This window comes from Streptomyces sp. SID12488, assembly GCF_010548275.1.
Lineage (GTDB): Bacteria > Actinomycetota > Actinomycetes > Streptomycetales > Streptomycetaceae > Streptomyces.
The window spans coordinates 12,830-35,011 of the sequence record NZ_JAAGLT010000024.1; the positions used below are offsets into that span (position 1 = coordinate 12,830).

19 protein-coding genes are annotated in these 22,182 nt (G+C 70.9%); 3 read left to right on the forward strand and 16 right to left on the reverse strand.

What is annotated here, in order from left to right:
• The first annotated feature begins 14 nt into the window (after nucleotides 1–14).
• A complete protein-coding gene (locus tag G3I56_RS29995) occupies nucleotides 15–1,013 on the forward strand; it encodes an aldo/keto reductase (protein ID WP_164414399.1) in 999 nt (332 codons plus the stop codon).
• 64 nt (nucleotides 1,014–1,077) lie between these two features.
• Nucleotides 1,078–2,292, forward strand: coding sequence for a PQQ-dependent sugar dehydrogenase (locus G3I56_RS30000; protein WP_164414401.1), 1,215 nt, complete (start codon nucleotides 1,078–1,080; stop codon nucleotides 2,290–2,292).
• A gap of 84 nt (nucleotides 2,293–2,376) precedes the next feature.
• On the opposite strand, the gene G3I56_RS30005 is transcribed toward G3I56_RS30000, so the two are convergent.
• The 8 genes from G3I56_RS30005 to G3I56_RS30040 all read right to left on the reverse strand — a co-directional run bounded on the left by G3I56_RS30005 (nucleotide 2,377) and on the right by G3I56_RS30040 (nucleotide 10,583).
• Nucleotides 2,377–2,565 carry a hypothetical protein gene (locus G3I56_RS30005; RefSeq protein WP_239135191.1) on the reverse strand — a complete coding sequence of 63 codons (189 nt, stop codon included), beginning with the start codon at nucleotides 2,563–2,565 and terminating at the stop codon, nucleotides 2,377–2,379.
• 127 nt (nucleotides 2,566–2,692) lie between these two features.
• Nucleotides 2,693–2,905, reverse strand: coding sequence for a DUF6191 domain-containing protein (locus G3I56_RS30010; RefSeq protein ID WP_164414403.1), 213 nt, complete (start codon nucleotides 2,903–2,905; stop codon nucleotides 2,693–2,695).
• A gap of 45 nt (nucleotides 2,906–2,950) precedes the next feature.
• Nucleotides 2,951–5,986, reverse strand: coding sequence for a LuxR family transcriptional regulator (locus G3I56_RS30015; protein ID WP_203690993.1), 3,036 nt, complete (start codon nucleotides 5,984–5,986; stop codon nucleotides 2,951–2,953).
• 182 nt (nucleotides 5,987–6,168) lie between these two features.
• A complete protein-coding gene (locus tag G3I56_RS30020) occupies nucleotides 6,169–6,354 on the reverse strand; it encodes a hypothetical protein (protein ID WP_164414405.1) in 186 nt (61 codons plus the stop codon).
• 213 nt (nucleotides 6,355–6,567) lie between these two features.
• Entirely contained in the window at nucleotides 6,568–7,191 is a 624-nt protein-coding gene (locus G3I56_RS30025) for a hypothetical protein (RefSeq protein WP_164414407.1), read from the reverse strand.
• Between the two features lie 35 nt (nucleotides 7,192–7,226).
• Complete coding sequence (locus G3I56_RS30030; RefSeq protein ID WP_164414409.1) at nucleotides 7,227–7,802, reverse strand: GNAT family protein; 576 nt, start codon at nucleotides 7,800–7,802, stop codon at nucleotides 7,227–7,229.
• On the reverse strand, nucleotides 7,780–10,071 hold the full coding sequence (locus G3I56_RS30035; protein ID WP_164414411.1) for an MMPL family transporter: 2,292 nt from the start codon (nucleotides 10,069–10,071) through the stop codon (nucleotides 7,780–7,782). Before G3I56_RS30035 ends, G3I56_RS30030 begins: the two co-directional genes overlap by 23 nt.
• Before the next feature lie 230 nt (nucleotides 10,072–10,301).
• On the reverse strand, nucleotides 10,302–10,583 hold the full coding sequence (locus G3I56_RS30040; protein WP_164414413.1) for a hypothetical protein: 282 nt from the start codon (nucleotides 10,581–10,583) through the stop codon (nucleotides 10,302–10,304).
• A 193-nt stretch (nucleotides 10,584–10,776) separates the two neighbouring features.
• Between G3I56_RS30040 and G3I56_RS30045 the strand changes: the two genes are divergently transcribed.
• Nucleotides 10,777–11,589, forward strand: a complete 813-nt coding sequence (locus G3I56_RS30045; RefSeq protein WP_164414415.1) for a methyltransferase domain-containing protein — start codon at nucleotides 10,777–10,779, stop codon at nucleotides 11,587–11,589.
• 68 nt (nucleotides 11,590–11,657) lie between these two features.
• On the opposite strand, the gene gatB is transcribed toward G3I56_RS30045, so the two are convergent.
• From gatB to G3I56_RS30085, 8 genes are all read right to left on the reverse strand, one after another.
• Nucleotides 11,658–13,175 (reverse strand): Asp-tRNA(Asn)/Glu-tRNA(Gln) amidotransferase subunit GatB, encoded by a 1,518-nt coding sequence (gene gatB, locus G3I56_RS30050; RefSeq protein ID WP_164414417.1) that lies wholly within the window; start codon nucleotides 13,173–13,175, stop codon nucleotides 11,658–11,660.
• Nucleotides 13,176–13,191: 16 nt separating this feature from the next.
• Complete coding sequence (locus G3I56_RS30055) at nucleotides 13,192–13,434, reverse strand: hypothetical protein (protein WP_164414418.1); 243 nt, start codon at nucleotides 13,432–13,434, stop codon at nucleotides 13,192–13,194.
• On the reverse strand, nucleotides 13,431–14,939 hold the full coding sequence (gatA, locus tag G3I56_RS30060; protein ID WP_164414420.1) for an Asp-tRNA(Asn)/Glu-tRNA(Gln) amidotransferase subunit GatA: 1,509 nt from the start codon (nucleotides 14,937–14,939) through the stop codon (nucleotides 13,431–13,433). The genes G3I56_RS30055 and gatA overlap by 4 nt, the downstream gene beginning before the upstream one ends.
• A gap of 5 nt (nucleotides 14,940–14,944) precedes the next feature.
• A complete protein-coding gene (gene gatC, locus G3I56_RS30065) occupies nucleotides 14,945–15,241 on the reverse strand; it encodes an Asp-tRNA(Asn)/Glu-tRNA(Gln) amidotransferase subunit GatC (RefSeq protein WP_015036350.1) in 297 nt (98 codons plus the stop codon).
• A gap of 180 nt (nucleotides 15,242–15,421) precedes the next feature.
• Nucleotides 15,422–17,764, reverse strand: a complete 2,343-nt coding sequence (locus G3I56_RS30070; protein ID WP_164414422.1) for a bifunctional diguanylate cyclase/phosphodiesterase — start codon at nucleotides 17,762–17,764, stop codon at nucleotides 15,422–15,424.
• 218 nt (nucleotides 17,765–17,982) lie between these two features.
• The gene (gene ligA / locus G3I56_RS30075; protein WP_164414424.1) at nucleotides 17,983–20,178 is read right to left on the reverse strand and encodes an NAD-dependent DNA ligase LigA; all 2,196 of its coding nucleotides are present in this window, start codon (nucleotides 20,176–20,178) and stop codon (nucleotides 17,983–17,985) included.
• Between the two features lie 14 nt (nucleotides 20,179–20,192).
• Nucleotides 20,193–21,194 carry a methionine synthase gene (locus tag G3I56_RS30080; protein ID WP_164414426.1) on the reverse strand — a complete coding sequence of 334 codons (1,002 nt, stop codon included), beginning with the start codon at nucleotides 21,192–21,194 and terminating at the stop codon, nucleotides 20,193–20,195.
• A 221-nt stretch (nucleotides 21,195–21,415) separates the two neighbouring features.
• Nucleotides 21,416–22,114 (reverse strand): SDR family oxidoreductase, encoded by a 699-nt coding sequence (locus G3I56_RS30085; protein ID WP_164414428.1) that lies wholly within the window; start codon nucleotides 22,112–22,114, stop codon nucleotides 21,416–21,418.
• Between the last annotated feature and the right edge of the window lie 68 nt (nucleotides 22,115–22,182).

Below are 22,182 nucleotides of genomic sequence, written 5' to 3' on the forward strand. Positions count from 1 at the left end.
AGGTTCACGACCAGGTGGAGCGCAGGACGATCGGCGCGGCGGCGCTCGAAGTGGGGGCCGTTGGCCTCGGGTGCATGCCGATGAGCTGGGCGTACAGCGCCTCTCGGCGGCGGGGCGAGGAGTCGCTGCGGGCCGTGCACCGGGCCCTGGACGAGGGCTCGACGCTCCTGGACACCGCCGACATGTACGGCCCGTTCACCAACGAACTGCTGGTGGGGCGGGTGTTGAGGGAACGGCGCCGGGACGCCTTCGTGTCGACGAAGGTCGGTCTGCTGGTCGGCGATCAGCACATCGTGGCCAACGGCCGCCCTGGATACGTGAAACGGGCGTGCGACGCCTCGCTGCGACGCCTGCAGACGGACGTCATCGATCTCTACCAACTGCACCGCGCGGACCCGGAGGTACCTGTCGAGGAGACCTGGGGCGCGCTGGCGGAACTCGTACAGGCGGGAAAGGTACGGGCGTTGGGGCTGTCCGCGATGGGCGCGCGGTCCGGGCGCCGGCCGGGGGCGCGGCTGCACGACGCGACGATCCGCCAACTGGAGCGGGTGCAGCAGGTGTTCCCGGTCAGCGCCGTGCAGGCCGAGCTGTCGGTGTGGTCGAGGGAGGCGCTGGACGCGCTGCTGCCGTGGTGCGCGGCGCGCGGGATCGGCTTCCTGGCGGCGATGCCCCTGGGCAACGGCTTCCTGACCGGGACGCTGACCCCGGGCGAGGGCTTCGAACCGGAGGACATCCGCGCCCGCCATCCCCGTTTCACGGCCGACATGATGGCCGCGAACCAGCCGATCGTGGCGGGCCTGCGCCGGGTGGCGCGCCGGATCGGTCCGGACGTCGTCCCCGCCCAGGTGGCGCTGGCGTGGGTGCTCGCGCAGGGCCGGCACGTGGTGCCCGTACCGGGGACGAAGCAGGAACGGTGGGTGGCCCAGAACGCGGGGGCCGCGTCGCTGCGGCTCTCGGCGGCGGACCTGGCCGAGGTGGCGGGACTGCCCCGGGCGCAGGGGTCGTGGGACTGACGCCGAAATCAGGCCGCAGGCATCGGGAACCCGTGATCGGGAACTCGTGGGGCGCGAGCGGTGTATGACAAGGAGAACCCGTCGCGTCGAAGGGACCATGATCGTGCAACGTAGAGCTGTGACGGCCGTACTGGCCGCGGCCACGCTCCTGCTCACGGCCGGCTGCTCCTCCGACGAGGGAGGAGCCGGCGGCGACCCGGGCGGCAGCAGCGGCAGCGCGTCGCCGGATCGTACGAGTCCGGACTCGTCGCCCTCCGCGCAGGCCACCGAGGAGGCCCCGCCGGCCAAGGGCTCGGTGAAGGTGGTGCGCACGGTCACCGAGGGCCTGAAGACGCCCTGGGGCCTGGCCCCGCTGCCGGACGGCGATCTGCTGGTCTCCTCCCGTGACGAGGGCACGATCACCCGGGTCGACACGGAGACGGGCAAGAAGACCGAGGTGGGCGAGGTGCCGGGCGTCTCGGCGGCCGGCGAGGGCGGTCTGCTGGGCCTGGCACTGTCTCCTGACTTCGCGTCGGACCACATGGTCTACGCGTACTTCACGACGGAGTCGGACAACCGTGTCGCCCGGATGCTTTACGAGGAGGAGAAACCGGCCGGTGAGCAGCTGGGTGCCCCGAACACGGTCTTCCGGGGCATCCCGAAGGGCTACATCCACAACGGCGGCCGGATCGCCTTCGGCCCGGACAAGATGCTGTACGCGGGCACGGGCGAGAGCGGTGACACCGGGCTGGCCCAGGACAAGGCCTCCCTGGGCGGCAAGATCCTGCGCCTGACCCCGGAGGGCGAACCGGCGCCGGGCAACCCCTTCCCCGACTCCCCGGTGTACTCCTACGGCCACCGCAATGTGCAGGGCCTCGCCTGGGACTCGAAGCAGCGGCTGTTCGCCTCGGAGTTCGGCCAGGACACCTGGGACGAGCTCAACCAGATCAAGCCGGGCGCCAACTACGGCTGGCCCGAGGCGGAGGGCAAGGGCGCCGACACGGCCTTCCAGAACCCCGTCGCCCAGTGGCACACGGACGACGCGTCCCCCAGCGGCATCGCGTACGCCGAGGGCTCCATATGGATGGCGGGGCTGAAGGGCCAGCGCCTGTGGCGCGTCCCGCTGAAGGGGACGGAGACCGCGGCCGACCCGCAGGCGTTCCTGGAGGGCGAGTACGGCAGGCTCCGTACGGTCGTGTCGGCGGGCGGCGACAAGCTGTGGCTGGTGACGAGCGAGACGGACGGGAGAGGGTCTCCGGAGGGCGGGGACGACCGGATCCTGGAGCTTCAGGTGACGTAGCTGTCCGGCAGTGGCCTATTCGTCTATCAACGACTGGTCGAGGATCGCCACCGAGACCAGGATCAGGAACGCCCGGTGGACCATTTAGCCGACGGTCAGCCCCGGGGCGACGGACACTACACGGATGTCCTCGCCGCTGACGGCCTGAGACACGGGCGTGAAGGGATCCTCGGCCAGCTTCAGCAGCCCGCGCTCCAGGAGCTTGCGTCGGTCTTCGGGAAGCGTGTCGCGCTGTGCGGCGGCACGCTCGGTGAACTCGATCTGGTACAACACGGCTCCTCCGCGGAGTTGTCCTGCTGTCAGCATCCCGCGTCGCAACGGTCAGCGTGCACCAACCGGGAACAGCCGGCCCCAGCCGGTGTGCCACCGCCGCGGCCAATCCCCGGCCCGAGACGCCCGGTCAGAGTTCCTGAGAAGCATCCGGTCGCTCAGGTTGCTCCGGTTCTTCCGGCTGGTCGGACGGGCGTACGACGACCTTTCCGGATGCGAGGTCTATCGGGCCGCGTCCGGGGTCGCCGTCACCGACGTCCGTGCGGGTCAGCTCCAGGCGGTTCTGCTCGTCGCGGGTGTGCTTGCGTCCCGGGGCGAAGAGCTCCTCGAACATGTTGAACACGGGGCCTCCCAGGGGCCATGGTCCCTTGCAGCGTAGCTCTCCCCCTCACCCGACCGTCCGGGCAGGGATCGCCCCCGGTGGGAACAGCTCCAGCCGGTGGGCCAGCGCCGCCGCCTCTCCCCGGCCCGAGACGCCCAGCTTGGCCAGAATGTTGGAGACGTGGACGCTCGCCGTCTTGGGGGAGATGAAGAGTTCCCCGGCGATCTGGCGGTTGGTGCGGCCGGCGGAGACCAGGCGCAGGACGTCCCGTTCGCGGCTGGTCAGGCCCAGGGACTCCACGGGGTCCGCCGTGGGACGGGCCCGGCCCGGGGTGAGGCGGGCGCGTTGGGCGAGGCGGGTGACGGCGTCGGCGAGGGGGCGGGCGCCCAGGTGTTCGGCGACGGTGACGGACAGCCGGAGGAGTTCGGTCGCCCGGTCGCGGTCGTCGGGCGCGGCGCCGTCCGTCAGCAGTGCCTCGGCGAGGCGGTGGCGGACCCGGGCGAGGTCGTGGGGGCGGTCCAGGGCCTCGAAGGCGGTGACGAGCGGTGACCAGGTGTCGGGGGTGGCGGTGTCGTCGGCGCGCTGGAGTTCGGCGCGGACCCACTGCTCGTGGGCGAGCCAGACCGGGGCGCCCGTGGTGAGCTTCTTGGCGGTGTCGAGGATGCGGGCCAGGGTCTCGGGGCGGCCGTGCGCGGCGGTGGGCAGGGCGCGGGCGTCGGCGTCGGCGGTGGCGGCGGCCAGGAGCAACGGCCAGCCGTAGCGGTGGGTGCCGGGCGGGAAGCCGGTGTCCAGGACGTGGCCCAGTGCAGTGCGGGCGTCGGCGAGGCGGCCCTCTGCGGCAGCGAGACCGATGGTGACCAGGGCGAGCAGCAGGTCGTGCTGGGGCATGGGGTCGTGGGTGCCGAAGTGCTCGTGCGCGATGGCCAGTTGGCGCGCGGCCTCGGGCAGGTCGCCCCGGTCCAGGGCGAGCTGGGCCAGGCAGACGGCGCCGCCGCCCTGCGGCTTGGTGCTGTGGCCGCGCCGCAGCGCGTTGGTCGCGGCGTCGGCGGCGGCGTCCCAGCGGCCGAGCGAGTACAGCGATTGGGAGAGGTTGCCCCACACCCAGGCCTCGGAGTCCAGCAGGCCGAACCTACGGGTGTACTCGATGCCCTCCTCCAGGATGGGGACGGAGTCCCGGGAGCGGCCGACCGCTTCAAGTCCGCTGGGGAGGTTCACGTAGGCGCGTCCGGCGACGAAGAAGATGTTCTCCGCGACCGACTGTTCCTTGACCGCGCGCATCTCCGCGAACCCGGCCTCCGTGGCACCGGCGTCGATCAGGAGGCCGCCGTGGGTGAGCCGGGCGTGCAGTTCGGTCTCGTGAGCGCCCACCATGCGGGCGTACTCGACCGCCTGCTCGGCGGCGGCGAGGGCGTCGGGGCCGGGTGAGTGCAGCATCGACCAGGCGGCGACGTTGGCCAGGACCTCGGCGTGCACCTCCGAGGGCGGCAGGCCGCGTACGAGTTCCTGGGCGGTGCCGAGTTCCTTCCAGCCGTCGCCTCGCGACTGGGCCTGGACCAGGCGGGAGCGCTGGCACCAGAACCAGGCCGCGCGCAGGGGGTCGCCGTCCTCCTCCAGGAGGTGCAGGGCGCGCTTGATGATCTTCAGGGCGCGTTCGCGCTCCCCGCACAGCCGGCCTGCGACGGCGGCCTCGGCCATGAGGTCGAGATAGCGCAGGGGGGTGGTCTCCGGGTCGCAGCCGCAGGGCGGGTAGACCTCGGTGTAGTCGACGGGACGGAGTGTGGTCCGTACGGCCTCGGGGACGGCGTCCCACAGCTCCATCGCCCTTTCCAGGAGCCGTAGTTGCTCGGAGTACGCGTACCGGCGGCGGGCGGTGACCGAGGCGTCCAGGACGGCGGGGAGGGCCTTGGCCGGGTCGTGGGCGTGGTACCAGTAGCTGGCCAGGCGCATCGTGCGTTCGGCGGCGGGGACCAGCGTCGGGTCGGCTTCCAGGGCCTCGGCGTAGCGGCGGTTGAGGCGGGAGCGTTCGCCGGGGAGCAGGTCGTCGGCGACGGCCTCGCGGACCAGGGAGTGGCGGAAGCGGTAGCCGTCGCCAGCCGGGGTGGCGAGCAGGATGTTGGCGCCGACGGCCGAGCGCAGCGCCTCGATGAGGTCGTCCTCGGCGAGCCCGGCGACGGCGGCGAGCAGCCGGTACTCGACGGTGGAGCCGCCCTCGGCGACGATCCGGGCGACCCGCTGGGCGCTCTCGGGCAGGCTCTCGACGCGGACGAGGAGAAGGTCGCGGAGGGTGTCGGTGAGCCGGGTGCGGCAGCCCTCGTGGGCGGCGACGGCGAGTTCCTCGACGAAGAAGGCGTTGCCGTCGGAGCGGTCGAAGATCTCGTCGACCTGGGCCGGTTCGGGTTCGGCGGCGAGGATACCGGCGATCTGGCGGCCCACTTCGGCGCGGTTGAACCGGCTCAGCTCGATCCGGCGGACGGTGCGCAGCCGGTCCAGTTCGGCGAGCAGGGGGCGCAGCGGGTGGCGGCGGTGGATGTCGTCGGCGCGGTAGGTGGCGAGGACGACGAGGCGGCCGGTGCGCAGGGTGCGGAAGAGGTAGGCGAGGAGGTGGCGGGTGGAGGCGTCGGCCCAGTGGAGGTCTTCGAGGGCGACGACGACCGTGCGGTCGGCGGCGACGCGTTCCAGGAGGCGCGCGGTGAGTTCGAAGAGGCGGGCCATGCCCTCCTCGTCGTGCCGTCCGGCGCCGGTCTCGCCCAACTCGGGCAGCAGCCGGGCCAGTTCCTCCTCCTGCCCGGCAGCGGCGGCGGCCAACTCGTCGGGCAGCGCGCGCAGCAGGGCGCGCAGGGCGGTGGAGAAGGGCGCGAAGGGCAGCCCGTCGGCGCCTATCTCGACGCAGCCGCCGAGCGCGACGACGGCGCCCCGGCCGGAGGCCGCGTCGGCGAACTCCTCGACCAGCCGTGTCTTGCCGACTCCGGCCTCTCCGCCGAGCAGCAACGCCTGCGGCTCACCGGCGGCGGCGCGGGCGAGCGCGTCGTGCAACACCCCCAACTCATCGGCGCGACCGACGAACACCGGACAGACGGACCTGGTCTCCACGGGCCAGAGCATCGCACAGGGCTCTGACATCGCGGGACTGGTTATCGAGCCGATGGACGCGGCGGTGGGCGACGTGCCGGACGGGCCGGTCACCGTGACGGCGACCGGCCCGTTGCGGGTCGTGGGGTGGACGGCCGCGGCGGGCGCGGGGAGGAGCGCCGCCGTGGGAGAACCGTCCGCCCGTCCCCCGGTGCTCACGCGGCCCGGGTGAACCAGTGCCGGCGCGTGCGGTCGGTATGCACCTCGCCCTCGGCGGCCCGGCCGACTGCCTCGCGGCGGGCGGCACGGGCGCTGCGGACCGCTTCGCGGGCCAGGCGCTCGTCCGCGGCCTCGCGGCGCAGTTCGGCGGAACGGATCTGGTGGAGTTCGTACTCGAACATGTGATGCCCCTCGGGTCCTGGCGAGTTCGGTCGGTCATCGCTTTCTGCGATGTCTCAACCTTCGTCTCCCAGGGGGGTCCGCCACATCGGGAGAGTTCCGCATCTTCCGAGGGGGTGGGGGCCTTAGAAACAGAAGAAGGGCCCCAGGCGGGCCGTAAGGTGCTTACGACCGGCCTAAGGCCCCTCATGACCTGCGGTGATTCCGCTCCCGTGTCAGGGTGCCGACGGCAGGCTCAGCAGTACGTCGGTGTACTTCAGGACCGCGAGGAGCAGTCCGAGGATGCCGAGGGCGACTCCCGCCCAGGAGACCGACTTGATCCAGGCGGCCTGCGGCTTCGCCGGGGTGCCGAACGCGGGCCGGGCGAGGGCCGCGACACCGACGAGCAGTCCGAGCAGAGCGAAGATGCCGCCCCACAGCGCGGTGGTCTGCCAGGCGTCGCCGTAGACCTCCTTGATCTGGGTGGCGACGCTCGCGGACGACGCGGTCTGCAGCTGGCCGACGAGCGTCTCGCGCGCACCGGCCACCGTGCCCAGCCAGCTGCCGGTCAGGGAGACGAAGCCGAGCACGGCGGACGCGACGGCGGCAGCGCCCTGGCCCACGCCGGAGGGACCTTCCTGCTCGGCCGCGAGGGCCGCCGCCTCCAGTTCCGCGAGGTCGTCGCCCTCGTACTCGTCCGCGTCGCCCAGAACTTCGGTCTCGGCCTCGGTCTCGGCCGCGGCCTCCGCCGGCTGCTCGTCCTTGGTGATGTCCACCGTCTCCGCACCGCTCTTCACGTCATCGCTCTTCGCCTCGGTACCGGTCTCGGCGCCGGTCTCGTCTGCTGTCTTGGTTCCCATGCCTCGCACCGTACGGACGTCGTCTGAGAAGTTCCTTAATGATCCTTGTGAGCGGCACGCGCGCGTGCGTCGTGCCACTCGGGCGCGAGTACCGACCAGATCTCGGTGTCCGCGCGGACACCCCGGTGCGGGTAGTTCTCCCGCAGCAGGGCCTCACGGCTCATGCCCAGTCGCCGCGCCACGTTGATGCTCGATTCGTTGACGGACGACGCGTGCCACTCCACACGGTGCATGCCACGTTCGTCAATCGCCCAGTCGATGAGGACACGTATCGCGCGCGTGATCAGTCCGCGTCCGGTGCCTGCCGGTTCCAGCCAGCAGCCGACCTCGCAGTTGCCGTGTTCCGCGCTGAAGTTGAGGAACAGCACTCCGCCGACGAGCTTCCCGTCCAGCCAGATCCCGTGCAGCGACCCGGTGTCGGCGGCGCGCTGATCGGCGTACCGCTGGAGTTGCTCCCGCGCGGAGTCGAGGTCCGTGGACTTCATGCCGAAGGGGATGTGCCGGGTGATGAAGTCCCGCCCCCGGTCGAGGTGGGCGAGGAACTCCTCGGCGTGCCAGGGCTCCAGGGGCCGAAGTTCCGCGCCGTCGTCACCCAGGGATATCGCGTACATCCTGCGGTCGCTCCTTCACCAGTACGTCCATGGCGTCCATGTCGAGTGCGTCGAGTACGTCCGGAATGCTCGCACGGGCGGGCTCCCCGAGGCCCGGCATTTGCGCGGCTGCGCTCCGGCACTCGGGCGGCTCGATGCTGATGCGCGGCAGGCGCCGGTCCAGCCAGCGGGGCAGCCACCAGTTGGCGCCGCCGAGCAGGTGCATCAGCGCGGGCACCAGGAGCGTACGCAGGACGAAGGCATCGAGGGCGACGGCGGCGGCCAGGGCGATGCCGAACATGGCGATCACGCGGTCGCCGGAGAGGACGAAGGCGAGGAAGACGGAGATCATGATGACGGCCGCGGAGTTGATCACGCGGCTGGTCTCGGCGAGGCCGACCCGGACGGCCCGCCGGTTGTCGCCGGTCTCCAGCCACTCCTCGTACATCCGGCTGACCAGGAAGACCTGGTAGTCCATGGAGAGCCCGAAGAGGACCGACACCATGATGACCGGCAGGAACGGCTCGATCGGGCCCGCGCTGCCGAGGCCCAGCAGTTCGCTGCCCCAGCCCCACTGGAAGATCGCGACGACGACTCCGAACGCGGAGGCGACGGCGGCGACGTTCATCACGGCGGCCTTGAGCGGGATGCCGATCGAGCGGAACGCGAGCAGGAGCAGCAGACAGCCCAGGCCGATCACGACACCGACGAACAGCGGCAACTTGCCGACGATCACATCCGCGAAGTCGTCGTAGCTCGCCGTGACCCCGCCGACATGCAGGTCGAGCGAGGTGCCGGTCTCCGCGCGCGGGAGGACCGTCCCGCGCAGCCGCTCCACCAGGTCACTGGTCCGCGCGGACTGCGGGGCGGACTCCGGTACGACGGTGAGGTAGCCGGTGGAGCCGTCCGCGCTGTAGGTGACCGGCGAGGACGACGCGACGCCCTCGGTGGTCCGGAGGGTCGCGGCGAGGTTGTCGAGGACGAGCTTGTCCTCGGCGTCGGAGACGGGCGTCACGAGGGTGAGCGGGCCGTTGACGCCGGGCCCGAAGCCGTCGGCGAGGAGGTCGTAGGCCTGGCGTGTGGTCGTCGCCTTCGGGTTGTTCCCCTGGTCGGAGGTACCGAGGTGGAGCGAGAGCGTGGGCAGGGCGAGCAGTGCGATGACAACCAGTGCGGCGGCGCCGAGCGCCTTGGGGTGGCGCTCGACGAACACGGACCAGCGGGCGGCGAACCCGGTGGGCAGCTCCGGCTCGGGCCCGCGCTCGGCCAGCCTGCGCCGCTCTCGCCGGCTGAGGGCGCGCGGCCCGGTGAACGACAGCAGGGCGGGGAGCAGGGTCACAGAGGCCGCGACGGTCAGGATCACCGTCAGGGAGGCCGCGATCGCGACCCCGTTGAGGAAGCCCAGCCGCAGGATCAGCATCCCGAGCAGCGCGATGCAAACGGTCGCACCCGCGAAGACGACGGCTCGTCCGGTGGTCGTGACGGCGTTGATGGCGGCTTCGGTGACGGACAGGCCGCGCTTGAGACCGCGCCGGTGCCTGGTGACGATGAACAGCGCGTAGTCGATGCCCACGCCGAGCCCGATCAGCATGCCGAGCATCGGCGCGAAGTCGGCGACGGTCATCGTGTGTCCGAGCAGCACGATCCCGGCGTACGCCGTGCCGACACTGACCAGGGCGGTGGCGATGGGCAGCAGGGAGGCGGCGAGCGAGCCGAAGGCCAGGAACAGCACGAGGGCCGCGACGACCACGCCGACGGCCTCGGCGAGGTGCCCGCCGGACGACTCGGTGAGCGCGATGGCGCTGCCGCCCAGCTCCACCTGGAGCCCGTCGGCCCGCGCCGCCTCGGCCGCGCCCACGACGCCCCGCGCCTCGCTCTCGCCGATGTCGTCGGCGGACTTGTCGAAGGTGACGGTGGCGTAGGCGGTATGCCCGTCGGCGCTGATCCGGCTCCCGCCGCGGCCCTCGTAGGGGCTGACGACCGAGGCCACTCCGGGCAGGTCGGCGATGCGGTCCAGGGTGCGGGTCATCGTCTGCTCGACGTCGGCGGCGCGGACCGTGCCGGAGCCGGAGGCCGTGTGCCAGACGACGGTGTCGGTGTCGCCGCCCAGACCGGGGAAACCTTTCTCCAGGAGCTGGGTGGCGCGGCCCGACTCGGTGCCGGGGACTTCGTAGTCGTTCGAGTACGCCGAGCCCACGACGGCTGCGGCGGCGGTCACCCCGGCGAAGGCGGCGAGCCAGATCAGAACGACGACGAGGCGGTGCCTGACACACCAGCGTGCGAGGACTGCCACAGACGTGCTCCCTGAACGAAAGGTGGATCTTTGACCGGGAGCAGTCGTGAATGAACAGAACGGCCCGCAAAGAAACGAACAAAGGCAAGAGAGATGCCGAACCACTGTCGCAGGCGATGGTGATCGTTTATGGCGTTAGTGCCTTTACTCACAAGACTGCGAGTCACATCACAGGACAATCACATGAACTTTGTCGTCTGAATACGTCTGAATGCGTCTGAACGCATGGCTCAGTCGAACTGGTCGCCGAGCGCCATCACCATCACACCGATGATCAGCAGCCACAGGGCCCGTCGGGTGCGCCCCCGCGCCCCCAGCACCGACGCGAGCCCGCAGACGGCGGCGCCGAAGGCGTACGCGCCGGGTACGAGCACGGGCGCGGAGCCCGTGAGACGGAGCGTCGAGGCCGCGAGCCCCACGAGGGCCAGCAGTGCCCCGGTCCCGGTCGCCGTCCAGCGGGCGCGCCGCGCGTCTTCGTACTCCTCCTCGTACTCCTCCGCGTTCTCGTCCATGGCGCGGGAGCGTAGCGCGTCTGCCTGAGAATTCGGATGCGGACGCAGGATGCCCACTGCTAGCGTCCGGCCGTCGACTGTCCGTATCCGGCTTTTCGCCGTCTCCCCGAGCAGGTGCGTTGTTTGAAGGTCCGACCGAGCTCCGACGCCTTCCGTTCTTTCTCATCACAGAACCCGAGGAGCCCGTTCACCGATGTCCGACATCACATCCAGGACCTCGAACGACCGTCCCGACCCGCTGGCTGAGCGGCTGAACCACCCCGACTACCCGCGCAGCAGCCGGTACGACGCCCGCTGGACCATCGACAACCAGATGGGCCCGCACGCCCTGTGGCTGCTGGAGTGGCTGGCCCCCGCGCTCGGCCTCGACACCCTCCCGCCGGGCGCCCGCGTGCTCGACCTGGGCTGCGGCAAGGCCATGACGTCCGTCTTCCTCGCCAAGGAGTACGACGTCCAGGTCACCGCCGCCGACCTGTGGATCGAGCCCGCCAAGAACGCGCGCCGCATCAATGAGGCGGGCGTCACCGACCGGGTGCTGCCCGTGTTCGCCGAGGCTCACCGACTGCCGTTCGGCGACGGGTCGTTCGATGCGATCGTGAGCATCGACGCGTACCAGTACTTCGGCACGAACGACCTGTATCTGCCCAGCCTCACCCGGCTGCTGAAGCCGGGCGGGCGGATCGGAGTCGTCGTACCGGCGCTGCGCGAGGAGTTGGTCGGCGTGGAGCCGCCGGAGCACCTCAAGCCGTTCTGGGACCCGGGGTTCTGGTCGTTCCACACCGCCGACTGGTGGCGGCGGCAGTGGACGCGCAGCGGTGCCGTGACGGTGGAGGCCGCCGACTGGCTGCCGGACGGCTGGCGCGACTGGCTGCTGTGGAGCGAGGTCTGCGCCGAGGAGAGCACCGAGGAGTTCATGGCGGGCATGGCCCGCGACTCGGTGGAGCTGGTGCGTGCCGACCAGGGCCGGTCCCTGGGCTTCGTACGGGTCGTGGGGCGTCGTACGTAACCTGACAACAGCTGAGGGGCGCATCGGGTTTCCGATGCGCCCCTCAGGTGCTGCTCGTACTGCTTGGCTCAGCCCTCGCTGACGCCCAGCTGCTCAAGGATCAGTTCCTTGACGCGGGCCGCGTCGGCCTGACCGCGGGTCGCCTTCATGACCGCGCCGACCAGAGCGCCGACTGCGGCCACCTTGCCGCCGCGGATCTTGTCGGCGATGCCCGGGTTGCCGGCGATGGCCTCCTGGACGGCCGTGTTGAGCGCGCCGTCGTCGGAGACGACCTTCAGACCGCGCTTCTCGACGACCTCGTCCGGGGTGCCCTCGCCCGCGAGAACGCCCTCGATGACCTGGCGGGCCAGCTTGTCGTTCAGATCGCCCGAGGTGACCAGCGCGGCGACCCGGGCGACCTGCTCGGACGTGATGGCCAGCGCGTCGAGCGGGGTGCCCGACTCGTTGGCGCTGCGCGCGAGTTCACCCATCCACCACTTGCGGGCGGAGGCGGCGTCAGCGCCTGCGTCGATGGTGCTGACGATCAGGTCGATGGCACCGGCGTTGAGCATCGACTGCATGTCGGTCGCGGTGACGCCCCACTCCGCGAGGAGCCGGTTGCGGCGGGTCAGCGGCAGTTCGGGCAGCCCGGCGCGGATCTCCTCGACCCACTCACGGGAGGGTGCCACCGGCACCAGGTCCGGCTCGGGGAAGTACCGGTAGTCCTCGGCCTCCTCCTTCACGCGGCCCGAGGTCGTCGACCCGGTGTCCTCGTGGAAGTGCCGGGTCTCCTGGATGATCGTCCCGCCGGAGTTCAGTACGGCGGCATGCCGCTGGATCTCGAAGCGGGCGGCACGCTCCACGGAACGCAGCGAGTTGACGTTCTTCGTCTCGCTCCGGGTGCCGAACTTCTCGCGGCCGTGCGGGCGCAGCGACAGGTTCACGTCGCAGCGCATCTGCCCCTGGTCCATACGGGCTTCCGAGACACCGAGCGCCTTGATGAGTTCGCGCAGTTCGGCGACGTACGCCTTGGCGACCTCGGGAGCGCGCTCGCCGGCGCCCTCGATCGGCTTGGTGACGATCTCGATGAGGGGGATGCCGGCGCGGTTGTAGTCGAGGAGCGAGTGCGAGGCGCCGTGGATACGGCCCGTCGCGCCACCGACGTGCAGCGACTTGCCGGTGTCCTCCTCCATGTGGGCGCGCTCGATCTCCACGCGGAAGGTCTCGCCGTCCTCCAGCTGGACGTCGAGGTAGCCGTTGAAGGCGATCGGCTCGTCGTACTGGGAGGTCTGGAAGTTCTTCGGCATGTCCGGATAGAAGTAGTTCTTCCGGGCGAAGCGGCACCACTCGGCGATCTCGCAGTGCAGCGCGAGGCCGATCTTGATGGCGGACTCGATGCCGATCGCGTTGACGACCGGAAGCGCGCCCGGCATGCCGAGGCAGGTCGGGCAGGTCTGCGAGTTGGGCTCGCCGCCCAGCTCGGTCGAACAGCCGCAGAACATCTTGGTCTTGGTACCGAGTTCGACATGGACTTCGAGGCCCATGACGGGGTCGTACGTCGCCAGGGCGTCGTCGTACGACACCAACTCGTCGGTCGTGGTGGTCACGGTGAAAAGTTCCCTCTCAGCCCAGCAGGACGTCGTCGTCGCCCAGCCGCTTCAGCTCGCGGTAGAGGATGGCGAGGCCGGTGACGACGGCGGCGGCGGACACGGCCGCGTCGATGAGGCGCAGCGTGTCGCTCTCGGAGCGGGCCTTCCTGGCCTGCTTGACGACGCTGACCGCACCGAACGCGGTGGTCGCGATGGACAGGTACGTGCCGGACTTGGACTTCTTGAAGCCCTTGGCCTTCGAAAGAGTTTTGCTCACAGCGACGGTGCCTCCTCGAGCAGCGGGTGCCCCCACTTTTCCACGAAGGCGGCCTCGACGGCTGCGCCGACCTTGTAGAGGCGGTCGTCCTTGAGCGCCGGGGCGATGATCTGGAGCCCGACCGGCAGTCCGTCCTCCGGTGCGAGACCGCAGGGCAGGGACATGGCCGAGTTTCCGGCCAGGTTGGTCGGGATGGTGCAGAGGTCCGCGAGGTACATCGCCATCGGGTCGTCGGCACGCTCGCCGATCGGGAAGGCGGTGGTCGGGGTCGTGGGCGACACGATCACGTCAACAGACTCGAACGCCTTCTCGAAGTCCCGCGTGATGAGCGTACGGACCTTCTGGGCGCTGCCGTAGTACGCGTCGTAGTAGCCGGAGCTGAGCGCGTACGTGCCGAGCATGATGCGGCGCTTGACCTCGGGGCCGAAGCCCTCCGCGCGGGTGAGCGAGGTGACCTCTTCGGCGGAGTGCGTGCCGTCGTCGCCGCTGCGCAGGCCGTAGCGGAGCCCGTCGAAGCGGGCGAGGTTCGACGAGCACTCGCTCGGCGCGATCAGGTAGTAGGCGGAGAGCGCCAGGTCGAAGGACGGACAGTCCAGCTCGACGATCTCGGCGCCCAGCTCCTTGAGCAGGGTGACGGACTCGTCGAAGCGCTGGATGACGCCGGCCTGGTAGCCCTCGCCGCGGAACTGCTTGACGACGCCGACGCGCATGCCCTCGACGCTGCCGTTGCGGGCGGCCTCGACGACCGGCGGGACCGGCGCGTCGATGGAGGTGGAGTCGAGCGGGTCGTGCCCGGCGATGACCTCGTGGAGGAGCGCGGCGTCCAGGACCGTACGGGCGCAGGGCCCGCCCTGGTCGAGGGAGGACGAGAAGGCGACCATGCCGTACCGCGACACGGCACCGTACGTCGGCTTGACGCCGACCGTGCCGGTGACGGAGGCGGGCTGGCGGATGGAACCGCCTGTGTCCGTACCGATGGCCAGCGGCGCCTGGAAGGAGGCAAGGGCGGCGGAGGACCCACCACCGGAGCCGCCGGGGATGCGGGTGAGGTCCCACGGGTTGCCGGTGGGCCCGTACGCGCTGTTCTCGGTGCTCGACCCCATGGCGAACTCGTCCATGTTGGTCTTGCCGAGGATGACGACGTCGGCGGCCTTCAGCCGCTTGGTGACGGTCGCGTCGTACGGCGGGATCCACCCTTCGAGCATCTTGGATCCGACGGTGGTCGGAATCCCCTCGGTGGTGAAGATGTCCTTGAGCGCGAGGGGTACGCCGGCCAGCGGGCCCAGCGTCTCCCCGCGTTCGCGCTTGGCGTCGACGGCACGGGCCTGGGCGAGAGCGCCCTCCCGGTCGACGTGGAGGAAGGCGTGCACCTTCTCGTCGACGGCCTCGATGCGGGCGAGGTGGGCCTCGGTGACCTGTACGGCCGTCAGCTCGCCGGAAGCGATCTTCGCGGCGGTCTCGGCGGCGGTGAGCCGGATGATGTTGACGTTGATGTTGTCCGACATGGTGATTAATCCTCCCCCAGGATCTGCGGCACCTTGAAACGCTGCTGCTCCTGGGCGGGGGCGCCGGAGAGCGCCTGCTCGGGGGTGAGCGACGGACGGACCTCGTCCGCGCGCATGACGTTCGTCAGCGGCAGCGGGTGCGAGGTCGGCGGTACGTCTTGGTCGGCGACCTCGCTGACGCGGGCGACCGCGCCGATGATGTCGTCGAGCTGGCCTGCGAAGTGGTCGAGCTCTTCGCCCTTCAGCTCCAGACGCGCCAGCCGTGCGAGGTGGGCGACCTCCTCGCGCGTGATGCCAGGCATGCAGCGATCCTCTGGGGTGAGTGCGTGTGGGTTTTGGCCCCAATCCTAGGGGGCGGACGACCCAACCCACGCACGGGTTTGCTTCCACGCACCCGCAGCCGCCGACGCGGCCGAGCCCCCACAGGAGAGCTCAGCTCTGAAACGGGCGGTAAACGGGCGGTGCGAGGGTGGGAGATCTCCCTACGATTCCGCGGCGGGCAGGGCCGCCCGGGGCCGCTGCCACCCACGGGTCCCCCGCGCCAGCAACCAGGCCGTGGCCTCCTCCGGTGGCATCGCGGCGGCGACAAGCCACCCCTGCACCGCGTCACACCCCATGTCCCGCAACCGCTCCCACGTCTCGTCGTCCTCGACGCCCTCGGCGACCACGAGCAGCCCCAGGGAATGCGCGAGATCCACCGTGCACCGCACGATCTCCGCGTCCTCCGTGTCCACCGCCAGCCGCGCCACGAACGACCGGTCGATCTTCAGCTCGCTCACCGGCAGCCGCCGCAGATGCACCAGCGACGAGTACCCCGTCCCGAAGTCGTCCAGGGACATCTTCACGCCGTGCCCGGTCAGCGCGGCGAGCGTGTCCGCGGCCCGCTGCGGATCCTCCAGGAGCACGTGTTCCGTTATCTCCAGCTGGAGAGCCGCCGCCGGGACCCCGTGCCTGGCCAGCCGCGCTGCGACGGAACCGGCGAAGCCGGGGGTGTGGACGTCGCGCGGGGAGACGTTGACGGCGACCGGGACGAACAGCCCCTGGGAGCGCCACTTCGCGACCTGTTCGAGCGCCGACTCCAGCACGTACTCCGTGAGGTGGGGCATCAGCCCGGACGACTCGGCGATCGCTATGAACTCGTCGGGCGGCACCCTCCCGCGCTCCGGGTGCACCCACCGCACCAGCGCCTCCAGGCCGACGACCTGTCCGTCGAAGCGCACCTTGGGCTGGTAGTGCAGTTCCACCTCGTGCGCGTCGAGCGCGCGCCGCAGGTCACCCAGCAGGCCGAGCCGGTCCGGGGTGTTCGAGTCCCGCTTGGACTCGTACACCTCGACGCCTGTGCGGTCCCGCTTCGCCTGGTACATCGCGACGTCGGCGCGCCGCAGCAGTCCCTCCGCGTCCAGCGCGTGGTCGGGGAAGACGGCCAGGCCGGCGCTGGCCTCCAGGACGAGGGTGAGTCCGTCGAGGTCGAGCGGGGAGCCGAGCACGGTGACCAGGTTGCGGGCGACGCGGGTGGCCGACGTCGTGGAGTCGACGACCGGCAGTAAAACGGCGAACTCGTCGCCGCCGAGCCGTGCGGCCTCCGCGCCGCGCGGAAGTGCGAGGCGCAGCCGATCGGCTATCTGGAGGAGGAGACGGTCACCGGCGAGGTGGCCCAGCGTGTCGTTCACGGACCGGAAGCGGTCGAGGTCTATGAGCATCAACGCGGCCCGCGCGTCGATGCGTTCGGCATCGTCGAGGGCCGTCCAGGTCCGTTCCAGGAGCCACTGTCTGTTGGGCAGCCCGGTCAGCGGGTCGCGCAGTTGTTCCTCGGCCCGGGCCCTGGCTATCCACAGGGTGGAGTCGAGGGCGATGAGGGGGATGGCGAACAGCGGCAGCAGGACCGGCAGGGCGACGGCGACGACGCAGATCAGCGGCGCGATGGCGAGCAGCGCGACCGCGACCAGGCCCTGTCTGACCAGGGCGGAGCGGGCGGCGGTGGGCAGTCCGCCGCGCGGGGTGTGCAGATACCAGAGCAGGGTGCGGGTGAGCGCGAGGTAGGTGACCGCGATCAGCGTCACCTCGGGCGCCGTGTAGACGCTCCAGGTCTGCGGGTCCCATGGCGTCTCGACGGACGGGACCCGACCGAACGCGGCGAGCACCAGCGCGCCGGCGCCGATGCCGAGGATGTCCACCGCGCCGTGCAGGATGCCCTGCCGCCAGCGGTGGCGCCGGGCCACGCCGACCAGGACGACGACGGTGAGGCTGACCATGCCGGCCGGCACCCACCCGAACAGCAGGAGTACGGAGAGGGTGAGGGCCGAGCCCGAGCCGGTGCCGCCCCACCAGCGGGCGCGGCCGAGGGCGACGAGGTGGCCGACGATGACTCCGGTGAGCACGGCGAGGGCCCAGCCGACTCTGCCCGAGGGGAAGAGCGCGCTGTGGCCGGTGAAGCCGCGGTAGAAGCCGGCACCGAGGACGAACCCGGCCGACGCGATGACCGCCGCGGGCAGTGCGGGCCAGGACAGTTGGCGGGCGGGGTCGTGTGCGTGGAGGTGGGCGACGCGTTCCTCGGCAGTGAGGTGGGCTGTGAGCTGGGTCGACACCCTGCTGTCGGCGACGATGCGCCGTCCGGTGCCGCCCGCCGCGCCTGTCCTGCTCCCCGGTCCGGTCGTACGGATGCCGACGCCCGCGCGTTCCAGGAACCGTGCCGTCCGGCGGCCCGCGCCCGGTTCCCGGGCGGGCTCGGGAGTGCCCGTGAAAAGGGCGGCGCCCCAGCGCCGGACGCCGGATATCCGGCGTCTGCGCAGCCGTGCGGGAGGGGCGGCGCTTTCGGTCGGTTCCATTCCGTCCCTCTCACAGCCGGCGGTGCCCACGCCACGCGGTCCGATGTCCGTCAATCGTCAACGACACCGCGTCCGAAACCGCATCCGGGCACGGCAGGCGCATACGTCAACAGTAGGCCGCAGAAGGCTTCCACGGGCAGCGGTCGTCGACGGTTGCCCGAATGCGACCCGGCCACCCGTATGCATCTGGTATGCGCCGATCGGGTGGTCTTCAACCCCTACTCCTCGTTCGGAAGCGCCGCTTCGGCCGCTGCCTCGGCTCCCTGTTCGAGCAGTACGGCAAAGCCGTCCTCGTTCAGAACAGGGACCTTCAGCTGCATGGCCTTGTCGAACTTCGAACCAGGATTGTCACCCACAACCACGAAAGACGTCTTCTTCGAAACAGAACCGGTCACTTTTGCTCCACGGCTCTGCAATGCGTCCTTCGCGCCGTCCCGGGTGTGATGTTCGAGCGTGCCGGTCACGACCACGGTGAGCCCTTCGAGCGGGCGCGGCCCCTCGTCCTCACCGGAGCCTTCCTCCTCCATACGGACTCCGGCGGCCCGCCACTTGCGCAGGATCTCCTGGTGCCAGTCCACCGCGAACCACTGCTTGAGCGAGGCCGCGATGATCGGGCCGACCCCGTCCGTGGTCGCCAGCTCCTCCTCGGAGGCCTGCTCAATGCGCTCGATCGAGCGGAATTCCCGGGCCAGCGCCTCGGCGGCGACCGGACCGACATGCCGGATCGACAGACCGGTGATGATCCGGGCCAGCGGACGGTCCTTGGCGGCGGCGATGTTCGCGAGCATCGAGACCGCGTTCTTCCTGGGCTCGCCCTCCTGGTTGGCGAAGACCGTGGCGATCTTCTCCTCGCCCGTCTTCGGGTCCCGCTTGGGCAGCCCGCTGTCCTGGTCGAGGACGTACGCCCTGATGGGCAGCAGGCGCTCAATGGTGAGGTCGAAGAGGTCGCCCTCGTCGAGGAGCGGCGGCTCGGACGGCTCCAGCGGCTTGGTGAGCGCGGCGGCGGCCACATAACCGAAGTTCTCGATGTCCAGGCACTTGCGCCCGCCGAGATAGAACAGCCGCTCCCTCAACTGGGCGGGGCAGCTCTGCCCGTTGGGGCAGCGCAGATCGACGTCGGCCTCCTTCATGGGCCGCAGCGGTGTACCGCACTCGGGGCACTCGGCCGGCATCTCGAAGGGCTTCTCCGTGCCGTCGCGCAGGTCGGCGACCGGGCCGAGGATCTCCGGAATCACGTCACCGGCCTTGCGCAGCACCACGGTGTCGCCGATGAGCACGCCCTTCGCCTTGACGACGTCCTGGTTGTGCAGGGTGGCGAACTCGACCTCCGAGCCGGCGACGGTGACCGGTTCGACCTGGGCGTAGGGCGTGACGCGACCCGTACGCCCCACACCCACGCGGATGTTGATGAGCTTGGTGTTGACCTCCTCGGGCGCGTACTTCCAGGCGATCGCCCAGCGCGGGGCGCGCGAGGTCGAGCCGAGGCGGCCCTGAAGCGGGATCTCGTCGAGCTTGACGACGACCCCGTCGATCTCGTGTTCCACGGAGTGCCGGTTCTCGCCGTAGAACGCGATGAACTCCCGTACGCCGTCGAGGTCGTCGACCTGCTTCGCGTACCGCGTGGTCGGCAGGCCCCACTCGTGCAGGAGCGTGTACGCCTCGGAGAGACGGGTGAGCGGGTCGTAGCCCTCCAGGGCGCCGATGCCGTGGACCACCATGTGCAGGGGGCGGGTGGCGGTGACGCGTGGGTCCTTCTGGCGGAGCGAACCGGCCGCCGCGTTGCGCGGGTTGGCGAACGGCTTGTCGCCGCCCTCCACCAGACGGGCGTTCAGCTCCTCGAACTTCTCCATCGGGAAGTAGACCTCGCCGCGGATCTCCACCAGGTCCGGGACGCGGTCGCCCGTCAGCCGGTCCGGGATCTCCGCGATCGTGCGCACGTTGGGCGTGATGTCCTCGCCGGTGCGGCCGTCGCCACGGGTCGCCGCGCGCGTGAGACGCCCGTGCTCGTACGTCAGGTTGACGGCCAGGCCGTCGACCTTCAGCTCGCACAGGAAGTGGTGCTCGGAGGCACCGACGTCCTTGTGGACGCGCTCCGCCCACGCCGCCAGCTCCAGGTCGTCGAAGGCGTTGTCGAGGGAGAGCATGCGTGAGCGGTGCTCCACGGAGGTGAACTCCGTCTCGTACGCCCCCGAGACCTTCTGGGTCGGGGAGTCGGGTGTGCGCAGCTCCGGATACTCCTCCTCCAGTGCCTCCAGGGTGCGCAGGAGCTTGTCGAACTCCGCGTCGCTGACGACGGGAGCGTCGTTCACGTAGTACCGGAAGCGGTGCTCCTCGATGCGCTCGGCGAGCTGGGCGTGCCTGTCGCGCGCCTCGGCGGGCACCGATGTGGTCTGTGCGTGCAGTTCGCCGGCCACCGTGTCGTCCTCCGTTACTCTGGGTTGTCTGCGAGTGATCTCGCCGCCTGGACGCAGTGGGCGAGCGCCTCCCATGCGTACCGCGGGGAAGCGCCCGCGAGTCCGCACGACGGAGTGATCGTGACCGCCTCCGCGAGAAGCCCCGGATGCAGCCCCAGCCTGCGCCACAGCGTTCTGACACCACTGACGCTACCGGCAGGGTCTGACAACGGGCCGTCCGTGCCTGGCACGACACCGGCGAAGAGCCGCGTACCGCCTTCCACCGCCTCACCGATCGCGTCGTCGTCACGCTCGGTGAGGAGCGAGAAGTCGAAGGAGACGGCGTCGGCGCCTGCCCTGCGGAGGAAGGCGAACGGCACGTCCGGCGCGCAGGAATGGACGACGACGGGCCCGTCGCCGTGCACGCCGATGACCTCCCGGAGGGTCGCCTCGGCGATCTGGCGGTCGGGGATCCGGTGGGTGCGGTAGCCGCTGGCGGTCCGCACCTGGCCGCGCAGTACGGCCATGAGGGACGGTTCGTCGAGTTGCAGGACGAGTTGGGCACCGGGGATGCGGCGGCGCAGTTCGTCGAGGTGCAGGCGGATGCCCTCGGCGAGGGAGCCGGCGAGGTCGCGGCAGGCGCCGAGGTCGGAGAGGGCGAGTTCGCCGTTCCTGAGTTCGAGGGCGGCTGCCAGCGTCCAGGGGCCCACGGCCTGCACCTTGACCTGCCCCTCGTACCCCTGCGTGAACTCCTCCAGCGCGTCGAGGTCCTCGCCGAGCCAGGAGCGGGCCCGCTTGGTGTCCCGGCCAGGGCGGTCGCCGAGGCGCCAGCCGCTGGGCTCCACGCGCGCGTACATCTCGACGAGCATTCCGGCGGTGCGGCCGATCATGTCGGCGCCGGGGCCTCGGGCGGGGAGTTCGGGCAGGAAGGGGAAGTCGTCGAAGGTCCCGGTGGCCGCCTTGACGGCTTCCCGGGCGTCGCCGCCGGGCAGGGAACCGATGCCGGTGGCGGGGCCGAAGGTGGGGTTCGCGTTCACGTGAGGCAGCCTATGTTTCTTCGCCCCCGCCGCCCCTACCCGTCCCCGTCCCGTCCTCGGGGCACTGCCTCCGCACCCCCGCTCCTCAATCGCCGGAGGGGCTGGATTGCCAGCCCGTGCGGCGTTTGAGGACGAGGCCCCTTCAGGGCCGACAGCGGGGGTCTGGGGGCGCAGCCCCCAGGGATGGGACGGGTAGGGGCGGCGGGGGCGAGAACCCGGCGTCAGCGGCCCGGGCGTACCGTCACGTCGTTGATCTCCGCGTCCCGGGGCAGGTCCAGGGTCAGCAGGATCGTCGTCGCGACCGACTCAGGGTCGATCCACTTCGACGGGTCGTACTCCTTGCCCTCCTGCTGGTGCACCTTCGCCTGCATCGGACTCGCCGTCCGCCCCGGATACACCGTCGTCACCCGCACCCCCGCCCCGTGTTCCTCCTGGCGCAACGAGTCCGCCAGGGCCTTGAGGCCGTGCTTGGAGGCGGCGTACGCGGACCAGTTGGCATGGGCATTCAGGCCCGCGCCGGAGTTGACGAAGACCACCTGGCCCTGGGCGAGCCGGAGTTGGGGCAGGAAGTGCCGGGTCAGTTCGGCGGGCGCGATCAGGTTGACGTTCAGCTGGTGGCGCCAGGTCTTGGGCGTCAGGTCACCGACCGGGCCCAGGTCGACCACGCCCGCGATGTGCAGCAGGGAGTCCACCCGGTCCGGCAGCGTCTGGTGGGAGAACGCCCAGGACAGCCGGTCGGGGTCGGCCAGGTCGCCCACGAGTGTCCTCGCCCCCGGGAACTGTGCCGCCAGCTCCTTCGCGCGGCCCGCGTCACGCGCGTGCAGCACGAGTTCGTCCCCGCGCGCGTGCAGCCGCCTCGCGACCGCCGCGCCGATGCCCGAACCCGCCCCGGTGATCACATGAGTAGCCATGCCCGCCATGCTCGCATCATCGGGGTCTCCAGCCGCTCCCACTCCCCCGGTGGGAACAACCCCGGCGCCCCGAACGC